At 63.2% G+C, this 12,845-nt stretch carries 9 protein-coding genes; 3 read left to right on the top strand and 6 right to left on the bottom strand.

The annotated features are described in order from the left end of the window. Window positions 1–10: 10 nt before the first annotated feature. The 6 genes from H4W01_RS19125 to H4W01_RS19100 all read right to left on the bottom strand — a co-directional run bounded on the left by H4W01_RS19125 (window position 11) and on the right by H4W01_RS19100 (window position 7,136). Entirely contained in the window at window positions 11–2,674 is a 2,664-nt protein-coding gene (locus H4W01_RS19125; protein ID WP_126849308.1) for an AAA family ATPase, read from the bottom strand. Then, a complete protein-coding gene (locus tag H4W01_RS19120) occupies window positions 2,671–3,780 on the bottom strand; it encodes a metallophosphoesterase family protein (protein WP_126849307.1) in 1,110 nt (369 codons plus the stop codon). The genes H4W01_RS19125 and H4W01_RS19120 overlap by 4 nt, the downstream gene beginning before the upstream one ends. Window positions 3,781–3,802: 22 nt before the next feature. Further along, window positions 3,803–4,660 carry a nucleotidyl transferase AbiEii/AbiGii toxin family protein gene (locus H4W01_RS19115; protein ID WP_126849306.1) on the bottom strand — a complete coding sequence of 286 codons (858 nt, stop codon included), beginning with the start codon at window positions 4,658–4,660 and terminating at the stop codon, window positions 3,803–3,805. Continuing rightward, a complete protein-coding gene (locus tag H4W01_RS19110) occupies window positions 4,657–5,712 on the bottom strand; it encodes a type IV toxin-antitoxin system AbiEi family antitoxin (RefSeq protein WP_260591670.1) in 1,056 nt (351 codons plus the stop codon). Before H4W01_RS19110 ends, H4W01_RS19115 begins: the two co-directional genes overlap by 4 nt. A gap of 126 nt (window positions 5,713–5,838) precedes the next feature. Beyond that, the gene (locus tag H4W01_RS19105; RefSeq protein WP_126849304.1) at window positions 5,839–6,399 is read right to left on the bottom strand and encodes a hypothetical protein; all 561 of its coding nucleotides are present in this window, start codon (window positions 6,397–6,399) and stop codon (window positions 5,839–5,841) included. A gap of 131 nt (window positions 6,400–6,530) precedes the next feature. Further along, window positions 6,531–7,136 (bottom strand): hypothetical protein, encoded by a 606-nt coding sequence (locus H4W01_RS19100; protein WP_334685360.1) that lies wholly within the window; start codon window positions 7,134–7,136, stop codon window positions 6,531–6,533. A gap of 75 nt (window positions 7,137–7,211) precedes the next feature. Here H4W01_RS19100 and H4W01_RS19095 point away from each other — a divergent pair, with 75 nt between their 5' ends. The 3 genes from H4W01_RS19095 to H4W01_RS19085 are packed head-to-tail and all read left to right on the top strand — an operon-like array spanning window position 7,212 to window position 12,719. Then, the gene (locus H4W01_RS19095) at window positions 7,212–7,943 is read left to right on the top strand and encodes an ImuA family protein (RefSeq protein ID WP_126849302.1); all 732 of its coding nucleotides are present in this window, start codon (window positions 7,212–7,214) and stop codon (window positions 7,941–7,943) included. Next, window positions 7,864–9,408, top strand: coding sequence for a DUF6504 family protein (locus H4W01_RS19090; protein WP_126849301.1), 1,545 nt, complete (start codon window positions 7,864–7,866; stop codon window positions 9,406–9,408). Before H4W01_RS19095 ends, H4W01_RS19090 begins: the two co-directional genes overlap by 80 nt. Next, window positions 9,405–12,719: an error-prone DNA polymerase gene (locus H4W01_RS19085; RefSeq protein ID WP_209612854.1), complete on the top strand. Its 3,315-nt coding sequence runs from the start codon at window positions 9,405–9,407 to the stop codon at window positions 12,717–12,719. The genes H4W01_RS19090 and H4W01_RS19085 overlap by 4 nt, the downstream gene beginning before the upstream one ends. Window positions 12,720–12,845 lie beyond the last annotated feature (126 nt).

Here is a 12,845-nt window from a genome sequence, read left to right as displayed (position 1 = left end):
CAAGGAGAGTTCAAGCAGCAGGCGCATTGAGGCGGTCATTCAGCATGGCGGAAGAAAGGCTGATCCTATTAGCAGCGACATGGCGGAACGTCCGATCGCGGCAGGTCAGCACAATGACCTGCATCCGCTCGGCCACCTCGCTCAGTATTTCGACCATCAGATCGAGCCGGGCATCGTCGGCATAGACGAGTGGATCGTCCAGGATCAACGATACCGGCCGCCCCTGGTCGAGAAGCATATCTGCAAACGCGATCCGCGTCAGTACCGCTAGCTGCTCCTGTGTGCCGCGCGACAGATCGCTGCACCCTTCGCTGATCCCGCCGCGCACCACAGCTTCGAGGGTGAGATCCTCTGAAAAACTGAGGTCGCAGCCCGGCAAAAGACGCTCGATGTGCCGCTTTGCGCGCTTTGCGACCGGTCCGACGAACTTGGCTGAGGTCTCATCGCGCGCTTCGTCAAGCGTATCGCGCAGCAGTTTGAGCGTATCGGCCTCCTCGGTGATCCGCTGCAGAGCCGCGCGTGCCGCCTCCGCCTCTTCGCGAGCACCCGCCTCCCGATCGGCGAGACCTTTGCCGCCCTCACTCTCAATCGTCCCCTCCAGTCGCGCCTCGTCCATCTCGAGCTTGGTGCGTGCCTCCCCCGCCGCCTTTGTCCGCGCATCGATTGTCTCGATCTTCCGCGTGATCACCGCAGGGTCGTGCGCCGTAGCGTCGCGCGCGGCCTCCTCCAGCTTCACAGCTGCCTCGGCGGTCTGCTCACGGGCACGAGCCAGGTCCACCGCGAGCGTCGGGAATTCAGGACGGCTTTCAATCGTCTCGATCTGGGTGCCGGCGTTGGTGAGAGTGCTGGCAGCACCCGCTTCCGCGCTGGCCAGCGGCGCGTCCTCTTGTTCAACACGGCGCAGGGCTTCGACAGCGCTCTCCTGGGCACCTTCGGCCCGTGCAAGAGTCGTATCAGCCGCTTCCAAGTTTGCGGTAAGCAAAGCGATATCCGGAATATCGGCTTCCACGATGGCTGTCTCGTCGATCAGTCCGACGACAAAGAGCTTTAGCGCCTCTGGACCGGCAGCGAGCTCGATAATGTCATCCGAAGCGGTGACAGCCGCAATGCGCGCAGCGATAGTGCGCAGCTCACTCGCGGCGTCGCGCGCGGCGTCGTTCCGTGCGCGTGCTGCCGACAGGCTCTCAACTTCCAACTCTAACAGAGCGGACCTCTGGCGCTCCAGCGCTGAAGCCAAAGCTCCTTCGGCGCTCGCCGCGCCTGCCGGCGGCGTGATGACCAGCTCGGCACTCCCGAACCGAACGCGAGTCTCGCCTGTAAGAGCGCGTTCGCCGAGCGCCATCGGCTCGCCATCTATCGATACGCCGGCTGCATCGCCCACCAGGGCAATCCGCGTGGCGCCTGCGGCCCGCAACGCGCGCGCTTCAGCTACGAGCCGCTCGTTTGTCTCAAGCGCTTCCATGGCTTTGGTGGAAATGATCGTCGTGGCAAGAGCCGCAGCCTCTCCCTGAAGCCGCTCAAGGTCGATGAGTTCGGTATGACGCGCGTGTGCCGCGTCTACGGCACTACGGCGACGCGAGGCGCGCAAAACGTCCTCGCCCGTGCTGAGAGCACGGCGAGCCTCCTGGCGGGCCGTGCGCGCAGCCTCCAGTGCGCTGCGTGTCTCGGCAAGACGTTGCTTCGCCGTTGCCAAGCCATCGAGAATTTCGGCGCGGCGTATGCGCGCATCGGCCAGCGCGAGTTCGGCGCTGTTCCGATCGTCCGTCGCCTTGCGATGACGATCGACAAGGTCTTCCAAGCTACGGGCCTTCGCGCTGATGGCCTCATGCTCGGCCCGCCGCGTTGCGAGGATTTGGGCGGCCGCGCGAGCTGTCTCGAGAGAGGCGGCGAGATCCTTCCGCGTTTGCACATCTGTGTCGTCCGCGATCTCGCGGTGAACGACCTTGAGCCGGGCCCGCGCAATTTCGAGCTCGGCGAACGTCCTTTCAAGCCCAGCCAGACGTTCAGCGGCGTCGCGCGCGGCCGCTTCCGCCTGCTCGACACGCTCGCGTGCTTCATTCTGTCGCCCGCGTTTTTGTCCGGTGGGGGACCAGTACCGCCCATATTGCTCGTCGATCCTGGATCGGACGCGCGTGTAGGCGGGGCCGCCCATGATTGAGCCGACTTCCGCTTCAAGCGTCGAGCGGACCGTGTCCCGCACGATCTGTCCTGGCCCGGTGACCGCGAGCGCCTCAGCTTGTGCGACCCAAAGAAGTCCGAGCGCGCCGTATGTGCCGGCATCGCCCTTCTGGCTGGTATCGCGTACTGACCCCAGCAGCGTGTGCAGGCGGGCTTCCGCTTCTTCGCCCTGTGCCTTGCCCTGTGGACCGGTGACCTCGATCGACGCGCCACGCAGGAAGCGCTTGGTCACCGTCCATGGCGCGCCATCGGCGTCGAACGAAACCTGAATCTCCGGTCCGACAGCTTCGCCATAAGGCGCGAACGATTGGGCAAGCTGGTTCTTCGTGCCGTGGCGAACGAAAAACGCCGCGCGAAGCGCCTCAAGCAATGTCGACTTACCGGTTTCGTTGGGTTCGATGACGATATTGAGACCGTCGGTCAGCCCCTCGATCGCCATTGGCTCCCGAAACTTGCGGAAGCCATCGACGGCGATACGACGCAGGTACAGGCTCATGCCCTGTCCTCCCGGCTATATTCGACGAAGAGGCGCTCCAGGGCACGCTTCGCGATCAAAGCGTCGGCACCGCCCGTTTCGATCGAGGCGGACAGCTTCGCCGCCGCGACGCCGAGCATGCCCTCTACCGAAAGGCTTGCGAGGTCGTCTTCGCTCGGGCGGCCGACAAGGTCGTCAGACCGAACGTCGAGATAACGGACCCGGTGCCCGACATCATTTTCCAGCCTGCCCAGCATCCCGACCCGATCCGTAAGGCTGGTGATTCCGGCCAGCGACAGTTCGAGGAGGGTGGACGGGGGATCAATGGATCCCAGCAATTGATCGCACTCGGCATCGAAACCGGCTTGGTCGTTCACCGTCCAGCTTCGCCTGATCCACTGGAAACGCCCCGTGCGGATCGGGGTGACCGACGGGTCGCCGCCTTCGGCTATATCGACGAGCAGCACGTGGCCGGGCTCGTCGCGCTGGAAGCGATCAGTTTCGGGTGTGCCGGCGTACCAGGTGCGCGCGTCGATATTGAGCGTCCCGTGCCAGTCTCCAAGCGCAAGATAATCGAGCGAGGAGCGACGGGCCCGGTCGGGCGCGATCTGGTTCTTGGTTTCGCCTTGGGTGCCGAAGTCACGGATCGATCCGTGCGCGAGGCCAATGCGAATGCGACTGCCGGGTGTCTCCATGCTGTCGAAGAGCTCGGTAGGATCATCGAGATTGTGGCGATGCGTAAGGGGCGCCGGCAGGAGCCAGATTCCCGGCTCGATCTCGTGAGGCTGCGCTTCTGCCAAGACGGTAATGCCGTTACCAGCGCGGTGACGCACGCGGTCCCAGAGGCCACCATTGCGCGCAAAGTCGTGATTGCCGGGCAAGAGCCACCACCGGCATGCATGGCGCTCCATTCGAGAGATCGCCTGAACGATCGTGCGGTCTTCTGGTCCCTCGGTGTCGAAGACGTCGCCGGCGACCAGAACGTGAGCCGCGCCGTGGAGAGCTGCCTCCTTGCCAATTGCATCAATGGCGTCGAAGCGTGCCTCGGACAGCGCGGCGCGTACCTCCGGCTCAAACCGGCCATACGGCTTTCCGAGCTGCCAGTCCGCTGTGTGAATGAGCTTCATTGTGGCTTCGCAGATCGGTGTGTCATCGCAATCCCATCGCACGGGCCCAGGCATCGACCTGACCAAAGGCATCCTGCTGCCACTCGTCCGGCGTTCGGCCGTCCAGGATATCGGAGCCTTCGACGAAATTGCGCACGCACGTCGGCCCGTAGCCGTCCGGATCGTCGAATTTCGCCACGACATGCGCGAAGCCGTCCCGGCCACTCTGATGCTCCAACAGCGGGCGGCAATCGTCCGCAAGCGCATCGATCCCGCCGGGATAATTCCGGATCGAGTAATAGACGTCGTAGGCGTCTTTCTGCTTGTACCGTCCGTCGAGCGCGAAGCCTTTCATGGCGAGAAGCGCCGGAATCGAGGCGACAGCGATCATCACCTTGTTGGTCCCGCCCTTGGGCATATCGCCTTCGATCGCGACGAGCTCGTGGAAGTGAATGGCAAGCTCCGCGCCCGACGCACGCTGGGTCGCGAATTCGGTGGTGAGCGGCGGCCGGTTCTTTTCCAGCACGGCGTCATAGGGCCGCAGGAAATCGACGATCACATCAATCGGCGGTCCATCGTCCTTCGGCTGGACCGTCCGGACCATCTGGAAATATTTGAGCGTGTCGCGGGGTGCGTACCCCTGTTCGTGGAGGGCATCGACGAGAGCGACATACTCCTCGCCGGCGGCCAAGGCCTGCGCGTCGAGACTGAGATCGATGTCGAGGGTGCCGACGTGGCGCATCTCGCTGTCCTCGAGCAGCAGCCAAGGCACGGCGCCGCCGATAACCGCGAACTTCCCACGAAAGCTGCCCAGCGTCTGGCCGATCTCAACGAGCACCGACTTCACAGCGGCGCTGGTGCGGTCGTCATAATCTGTGGCCGATTGCGGTTCGTCGTTCATGAAGGCCACCGCAAAAGCTTGTCCTTCAGATGTTCTGCCCCTTCGACGCCGCGCTCGCCGCCCGCCATGAGATCGAGATAGGTTTGAACCGGGCTCGTCGCGATGACCCCCGGTGCGACGGCCCGCGCGTCGTCGAGCACGCCATCTTCATCGGGGACGCGCACGACAATGTTCGCACCCTTTGCGGGTGCAGTCAGATTTAAGATTGTTTGCAAGGCGCCAAGGCCCTTCTCGTCAGCGTAGAAATAGCTGGTGCCTTGGCGAACGAAGGGCGCGTACCAATCGGCCGCGCTGAACGAGGCCAGCGCCACCCTTCCCTGCTCGGTCGCTAAATCACGCAGGCGCTCCGTCAGGGCTTTGCCATGGAGGTGGGTATAGAGGCGGACCTCCTCCCCTCTGGGCGGCTCATAGTTGCGGGCCCATTCGTCCAGCAGACCGGAAGGATCGACGAGCCGCAGCCCCTGTTCGGTCTGATCGGCCCATTCGCGTTCGCGCAGGGCGGTGCCGATCGTGCTGACCAACCCGAGGCTGACCTTGGCTTCTTCAGCAAGCTCGGTCACGCGCCAGGGCCGATGCGGCTCGTTCAGCAGTACGCGCAAGATCCGGGTCGACTTTGGCTTGAACAGGGTGCGCAGGGAACGTCGTTCGGGATCGGGTTTCCCCTCGACCTTGCGCTCGATGAAGATGGTATCGACAACGAGGCGCGCGTTGCCCTGAAAATCGAGGTAGGCGATGTCTTCCTCGCGACATGCCGCCTGCGCCTGTTCGGATAAATAGGGCGCGATGAACATCGGCACCCCCTCTTGGCCGGTCTGATCGAGATAGCGTTTGAGCTGGTAGGCCACTTGGTGCGCTATCCGGGGTTGCCCGTTGCCTTTGACCTCGACCACGATCTTGAGCGGTCGGCCGGCGAACTCGGTTTCCGCGACGATGTCTACGCCGCGATCAGCCTCGCCTGGCTTGCCGATCATCGTCATCTGGCCAAGGGCAAATTGGGGGATCGAGCCCAGGAAGGCCTTGAGCGCTTCTGCCGCCCGTCGTTCGGTGTCCATTGCGTCTTTCACCGAACCGTTGAAATCATGATTCGGCTGAAATTGCAAATTATTTCACTGAAACATGCTTTTCAACAAACCGTTGAAAGTCGCAGAATGGTGAAATGATCTATGGTCCCGGCGTGGTTATGAGGCTTTTTGAGACCAAAGGGCCCGAGCCGCTGCTTCGGTGATGGTGTACACCGCCTCGCGCTGAGCGCCACGATTGTGGTGGTCCACGCGGTAGCCCTGGTAGTGTCGTCGGACCAGACCGGCGCGCACGAGATCAGAAACGGCGCGGCTGACGTTGCACCGGCCTGAGCGCCGGACCCGTTCACGGACCTCATTGTCGATCGCCCTTGCGGCCTGCTCGGCGTCGTCTGGCAAGGCATCCTGCGCAGCAAGCGAAGCTTTGACCTCTTCGACGATGATCAGGCGACGGGCATCACGCTTTGCCATCGGAACCAGTGAATCGCACAACCAGTCGCGGAGCGGTACGCGAACCTCGTCTTCGGTATCGACATAGGGGCCCGCTGAACCGCTGTTCCCCCCGGCGGCTTTGGCAATCAGGTTGAGGACCATGAACGCATAGCGCGGTCGTGGCGAGAAATCCGCGATCCGTTCGATCAGCGCCGGCAAATTCAGGGGCTTGGCAGGCGCTCCCTGACCGACTTCAACGGCATCGAAAAGGTCGGCTTGGTGGAACATAAGATGAATCTTAGCATCGCTTGCGGCAATGTGAATCCCGTTCGTGCGTCTTTCGTCAGTTTTTTCTGCTGTGACACTTCTTGCCCGCTTGGCCGCTCGCGCGGCCACCGCAGGTCAGCCGCAGTTGGTATCTAGGCCTGCTCGACGGCCCGGAGGCGCTCGGTAACGTCGCTGACGCCTGGTGCATCCCACACATCATCGCGAAGGTAGAATTTATGGCTCTTCGTATAATCGACGAAGCTCGTTCGCTCGAACACCACGCTTGCAGGGATCAGCGCCGCGCGAATGACGCAGAAGTCGTCGTTGAAGAGAACGCCGGCCAATATATCGAAACCGTCCGTCGACCGGATCGCCGACATCTGACGCGACTTGTTGCGCCTGTGCAGCCGCCGGCCCTTGATCTGATAGCGGACGCCGTCCGAGTCCGCCGCGTCGAAGCCCTTCTTCGAATTGGCCTCCTGCTCCCAACCGAAAGCTGCGCAAAAGAGATATTCGGCCAGGTCTCCGGTCGGATTGTTGGCAGACCGCAAGACGTTGCGCGATCGTAGTTCCTCGTTGATTGCGGCATGGAGCGCGAGCATCTCCGCGATAGACTTGCCATTGAGATCGTTCATCGGAGCAATCTGCCGGATTCCAACGTCGGCCGCTATCCAAGAGACCTCCACCAATTTTTTCGCGTCGGAGATGTGTCCCTTTTTGCCGGTCGTTGCGGCGACGGCGCGAGAGGCGATCTCCATCGCGCTTGACTCTGGCGCGCCCTCATCAGAACAAAGAGGGAACGAATCAACCGCCTTCCGAGTCTCTGTGATGCTATGCGCGAGTCAGCCGTCCTTGATGATCTACGTGCGCGCATCGCGCAGATCGAGTGCGCTGATGGGCGACACGACGCCATTCCGTTCGGGATTGAGAGCATTGATTGTCGCCTGCCAGGCGGTGGCATAGCCACAGGCGCGCTGCATGAGATCGCCGGCAGTACCGATCTGGCCGACGAGGCTAGCGCAACGGTGTTCCTTGCGGGCATTCTAGCGCGTGTCGAGGGTCCGGTCTTCTGGTGTCTGCGCTGGCGTGACCTCTTTGCCCCTGCCCTTCACCTGGCTGGACTGCATCCGGACCGGGTGATCCATGTCGAGGCCGGCAGCGACACCAACGTGCTCCTCGCGATGGAGGAATGTTTGCGCCAACCAGGCCTTGCCGGGGTGGTTGGCGAAGTCGCGAAATATTCGACGACTGCCTCCAAACGCCTGCAGCTCGCGGCAGAGGGTTCGGGCGTAGCCGCCTTCGTCTTCCGACGCGCCTCGAGGGTTGAGCAGGCCGTAGAGGGAACGGCTGCGGTGACGCGCTGGCGCGTGACAGCTCACCCCAGTGAGGACCTTGGTATTCCGAGCCTCGGGCGACCACGCTGGCGGGTTGAGCTGGAACGCGTGCGCGGCGGAAATCCGCACAGCTGGATTGTGGAGGGCTGCGATGCGACGGGTCGTATCGCTCTTCCTGCCGCACTGGTCGACCGACCGGCTGCGCAGGAAGAACGCCAGTTCGCGGCCTGACGCGGCACCTGCACCGATGGTCACGGCGATCCCGGACCATGGGAGACGGGTGGTGGCGTCCGTTGACGGGCAAGCACGGACACTCGGGATCGTACCAGGTATGACTATCACCAAGGCACGCAGTTTCGCGCCAGAGCTTCTGGTCATCGACGCGGAGCCGGAAGCCGACCTTCAAGGGTTGCGGCGTCTCGCGCTTTGGGCCGGGCAGCGGTACAGCCCCGTCGTTGCGCCCGATGTGCCAGATGGCATCTGGCTGGACATTACGGGTTGCGCCCCCCTTTTCGGGTCCGAGCAGGCGCTTCTGAAGGATCTGCACGGGCGGGTCGCTGGTTTTGGTCTCTCGTTGCAGCTGGCGGTCGCGGACACGGCGGGATGTGCGCATGCGGTGGCCCGCCAGGTTCCCGCTGGCCGCCCCGTGACAATTGCTCCCGGCGACCACCGCAAAGCGATGGCGCTGCTACCGATCGCTGCGCTGCGCCTGGATGCGCGAGACGTGGAAGGCCTCCGAAAGCTCGGGTTCGAGCGGATTGAACAACTCGTTGGTGCGCCGCGGGCGCCCCTCGCCAAGCGCTTCGGACGCCAACTCTATCGTCGGCTCGATCAGGCGCTGGGCCAGATACCCGAGCCTATCGATCCGATCTTCCCGGACCATCTGCCTCGGGCCCGCCGTGGCCTGATGGAGCCGATCGCCACGCCAGAGGCATTCGCAAGGGTGATCGGCGATCTAGTCGCCGACATCGTGGTCCAGTTGACCGCGTTGGGCAAAGGAGCTCGTCGGCTCGATTGTCATTTCGCTCGCGTCGATGGGCACCGGCAGGCAATTCGGGTCGGAACGGCCGCTCCGTCGCGCGATCACGCGCATCTGACCAAGCTGCTGTGCGCGAAGATTGAGACGATCGAACCAGGGCTGGGCATAGAAGCAATGACGCTCGTGACGCCGCTTGCCGAAGCGATGAGCGCTTCGCAAAGCGACGGCCTGGCAGGTTCCGGTCGCAAGGGTCCGGACATTGCCGCGCTGGTCGATGCGCTCGCTAATCGCTTCGGCCAGAGGCACCTTCACCGCGCGGGGCCTCAGCCAAGCGCAATGCCTGAACGCTCCGTGGCGCGGTTCGCGGCGTTGGCCAGTTCCAGCGGCATAGCTTGGGCAGGCGACCTGCCTCGACCGGCGCGCATGCTGGATCGGCCGGAACCGATCGATGTGGTTGCCCTGCTCCCCGACGAGGCACCTCGCTTGTTCATCTGGCGGCGAAGGCGATACCGCGTTACCCAAGGCGATGGACCCGAGCGCCTATATGGCGAGTGGTGGCGCGATCACGGCGTTGAAGGCGAGCAGCCCTATACGGTGCGCGACTATTATCAGGTCGAGACCGAAACCGGCGGCCGCTATTGGCTCTTTCGCGCAGGCGACGGGGAGAATCCGGTCACAGGGCCGATGCGCTGGTTCATCCATGGAGCGTTCGCGTGACCGCCGCTAGCGGCTACGTGGAGCTGCAGGTCACGACCCATTTCAGCTTTCTGCGCGGAGCCTCCAGTCCAGAGGAGCTTTTTGCCGCAGCCGCGCTCCTTGGGCTGCCGGCCCTTGGCATTGTCGATCGGCATTCGGTTGCAGGGATTGTACGTGCCTGGGACGCGGAAAAGACGACCGGCGTGCGTTCGATAGTGGGCTGTCGATTGGATCTCACTGACGGCACGGCACTGCTCGTCTATCCCACCGATAAGGCGGCCTATGGTCGCATGTGCAGACTCTTGAGCGTCGGCAAGGGACGCGCAGGCAAAGGCGCCTGTCATCTGGACTGGTCGGACCTCGAAGAATGGCACGATGGCTTGATCGCGCTCCTCGTACCCGATGGCGCCGATGCCACGACCGAGACCGCGCTTGCTCGCATGCGCCGCATCTTTGGAAATCGCTGCTATGCGGCACTGTCGATCCGCCGGCGCCCACGCGACGCGATCCGGCTTCGCGATCTTGCCGCCATGGCTGCCGCAGCGCGGGTGCCGACGATCGCTACCAACGACGTCCTCTATCATGCACCCGACCGCAGACTTCTGCAGGATGTCGTCACCTGTATCCGCGAGAAATGCACGGTCGATGATCTGGGCGAGCGCCGTGAGCGCTTTGCCGACCGCCATTTGAAAACAGCAGCGGAGATGGAGCGCCTTTTCCGACGCTATCTGAAGGATGTGAGCCCGGTCGCCCGTACGGTGGAGTTGGCGGCCCGATGCACGTTCAGCCTTGAGGAGCTCAAATACCAGTATCCGGACGAAATCCAGGTCCCGGGTCGCACGCCGCAAGAGGAGCTTGCGCGGCTGACGTGGGAGAAGGCCCCCGAGCGCTATCCTGAAGGCCTGGATGCCAAGGTGCGGTCGCAGCTCGAGCATGAGCTGCGACTGATCGCGGATCTCGATTATGCGCCTTACTTCCTGACCGTGCACTCGATCGTGATGGAGGCGCGCCGGCGCGAAATCCTGTGTCAGGGGCGCGGCTCGGCCGCCAACAGCGCCGTTTGCTACGTCCTCGGCATCACCTCGATCGACCCCGTGCGCTCCGAGCTGCTGTTTGAGCGCTTCGTCAGCGCGGAGCGCAGGGAGCCGCCCGATATCGATGTCGATTTTGAGCATGAGCGGCGTGAGGAAGTGATCCAGTGGATCTACGAAACCTATGGTCGTGACCGCAGCGCTCTGACCGCGGTGGTGACGCGATACCGCGCGCGCGGTGCGGTCCGCGAGGTAGGCAAGGCACTGGGGCTTTCAGAAGACATGACCGCAGGGCTATCCGGTGCGGTGTGGGGGTGGAGCCGGGAAGGCGTCGAGGAAAAGCATGCGGCCGAGCTCAACATGGATCTTAGCGACAAGCGGCTGATGCTGACGCTGGAACTGGCGCGGCAGCTCATCAACACCCCGCGCCATCTTTCGCAACACCCTGGCGGCTTTGTCCTGACGCGCGACCGGCTGGACGAGCTTGTTCCGATCGAGCCTGCGGCAATGGAAGACCGCCAGGTGATCGAGTGGGACAAAGATGACATCGATCTTTTAGGCTTCATGAAGGTCGATGTGTTGGCGCTTGGCATGTTGAGCTGCATGCGCAGGGCGTTCGAGTTTCTGGAGAATGACAAAGGGATCAAACACGACCTCGCCACGATCCCGGCGGAAGACCCCGCGACCTATGCGATGATTCGCAAGGCGGACACTCTTGGCGTCTTCCAAATCGAATCCAGGGCGCAGATGGCGTCGATCCCGCTGATGGCGCCGAAGACATTCTACGACCTGGTCATCCAGGTCGCGATCGTGCGGCCCGGGCCGATTCAGGGGGATATGGTTCACCCCTATCGGCGTCGCCGCAACGGCGAGGAGGCGGTGACCTATCCGACCGAGGAACTGCGACGGGTCCTGGAGAAGACGCTCGGTGTGCCGCTGTTCCAGGAACAAGCCATGCGGGTCGCCATCGAGTGCGCCGGCTTCACGGCGAGCGAGGCCGACCTACTTCGGCGAGCGATGGCCACTTTCAAGCTGACAGGCGGCGTGTCGCATTTCCGCGACAAGCTGATCGATGGCATGGTTGCGAGGGGCTACGACCGTGAGTTCGCCGAGAAGACGTTCAAGCAGATCGAGGGATTTGGGTCCTACGGCTTCCCTGAAAGCCACGCCGCCAGCTTCGCGCTGATCGCCTATGCCTCGTCCTGGGTGAAGTGCCATCATCCCGACGCGTTTTGCGCAGCGCTACTCAATGCGCAGCCGATGGGCTTCTACGCACCGGCGCAGATCGTGCGCGATGCGCGCCAGCATGGCGTCGAGATCCGGCCGATCGACGTGAACCACAGCCGATGGGATTGCACGCTCGAGGAGGCAGCCGGTCGTTACAAGGCCGTGCGGCTTGGCCTCCGTATGGTGCGCGATCTGGCCAATGCGGACGGCGCGGCCATCGTCACGGCACGCGGAAAACAGCTCTATTCCAACGTTGAAGAAATCCAGCGCCGGGCCCGCGTTGGTCGTGGGGCGCTTGATCGCATCGGCGAGGCGGATGGGTTCGGTTCACTGGCGCTCAGCCGTCGTTCGGGCTTGTGGGACGTGAAAGGGCTCGGCAACGCCGCCCTGCCCCTGTTCGCAGCTGCTGACGAGCGCGATGGCAAGCTTCGGCAGGAGGCAATCGAACCGACCGTGCTGTTGGCACCAATGGGCGAGGGAGCCGAGGTCGTGGAGGATTACCGCGCGTCCGGGCTGTCACTGCGTGCGCACCCGCTTGCGTTCCTTCGCGATGAGCTGAAGGCGCGAAAGATGATCACCTGCGAGCAGCTCCAGACCGTCAAGGACGGACGCTGGATCGAGCTGGCCGGCATCGTGCTGGTGCGTCAAAAACCCGGGTCGGCGAAGGGTGTCATGTTCATCACGCTGGAGGACGAGACGAATGTCGCCAACCTCGTCGTTTGGACCAATGTGTTCGAAAAGAACCGTCGCACGGTGCTCGGCGCCTCGATGATGGGCGTGCGAGGGCAGGTCCAGCGTGAGGGCGAGGTCATTCACCTCATTGCCCAGCGCCTCGATGACCTGTCGCCCCTTCTCGCCAGCGTCGGCCATCGTGTCGACGTTTCCGAAGTCTACCGCGTCAGTCGTGCCGATGTAGTCAAAAGCCCGATGCGCCCGGACCCACGCGACCTCGGCGCGTCGCCGCTTGGCAGGTCACCGCGGGATATCTTCATTCCGGATCTCCCCCTTGGGTCTGGTATCGTTCCAGGGCAGCCGACAGAAGGCATCAAGATCAAACCGCGCGACTTCCGATAACGTACGGTGCAACCAATATTGGGGCGAGGCGATCGCTCGCAGCGAATCCCAGGCACGGCAGATACCAAGCAACACTTGAGATTCCAGTTTCATCCGAACGACAGTTCGGAACGGGAATTGCTGAGG

Origin of the sequence: Sphingomonas sp. PL20, from assembly GCF_017875905.1 — a bacterium.
GTDB lineage: Bacteria > Pseudomonadota > Alphaproteobacteria > Sphingomonadales > Sphingomonadaceae > Sphingomonas > Sphingomonas echinoides.
The sequence above is the reverse complement of the archived record's forward strand: the minus strand, read 5'-3'. Positions and strand labels throughout refer to the sequence as shown.

Excerpts from the sequence above, each read along its gene's own strand:
- H4W01_RS19090 (WP_126849301.1), top strand. The coding sequence starts at position 7,864 with ATGCGACGGGTCGTATCGCTCTTCCTGCCGCACTGGTCGACCGACCGG.
- H4W01_RS19125 (WP_126849308.1), bottom strand. The coding sequence starts at position 2,674 with ATGAGCCTGTACCTGCGTCGTATCGCCGTCGATGGCTTCCGCAAGTTT.
- H4W01_RS19095 (WP_126849302.1), top strand. The coding sequence starts at position 7,212 with ATGCGCGAGTCAGCCGTCCTTGATGATCTACGTGCGCGCATCGCGCAG.
- H4W01_RS19105 (WP_126849304.1), bottom strand. The coding sequence starts at position 6,399 with ATGTTCCACCAAGCCGACCTTTTCGATGCCGTTGAAGTCGGTCAGGGA.
- H4W01_RS19120 (WP_126849307.1), bottom strand. The coding sequence starts at position 3,780 with ATGAAGCTCATTCACACAGCGGACTGGCAGCTCGGAAAGCCGTATGGC.
- H4W01_RS19115 (WP_126849306.1), bottom strand. The coding sequence starts at position 4,660 with ATGAACGACGAACCGCAATCGGCCACAGATTATGACGACCGCACCAGC.
- H4W01_RS19110 (WP_260591670.1), bottom strand. The coding sequence starts at position 5,712 with ATGGACACCGAACGACGGGCGGCAGAAGCGCTCAAGGCCTTCCTGGGC.
- H4W01_RS19100 (WP_334685360.1), bottom strand. The coding sequence starts at position 7,136 with ATGGAGATCGCCTCTCGCGCCGTCGCCGCAACGACCGGCAAAAAGGGA.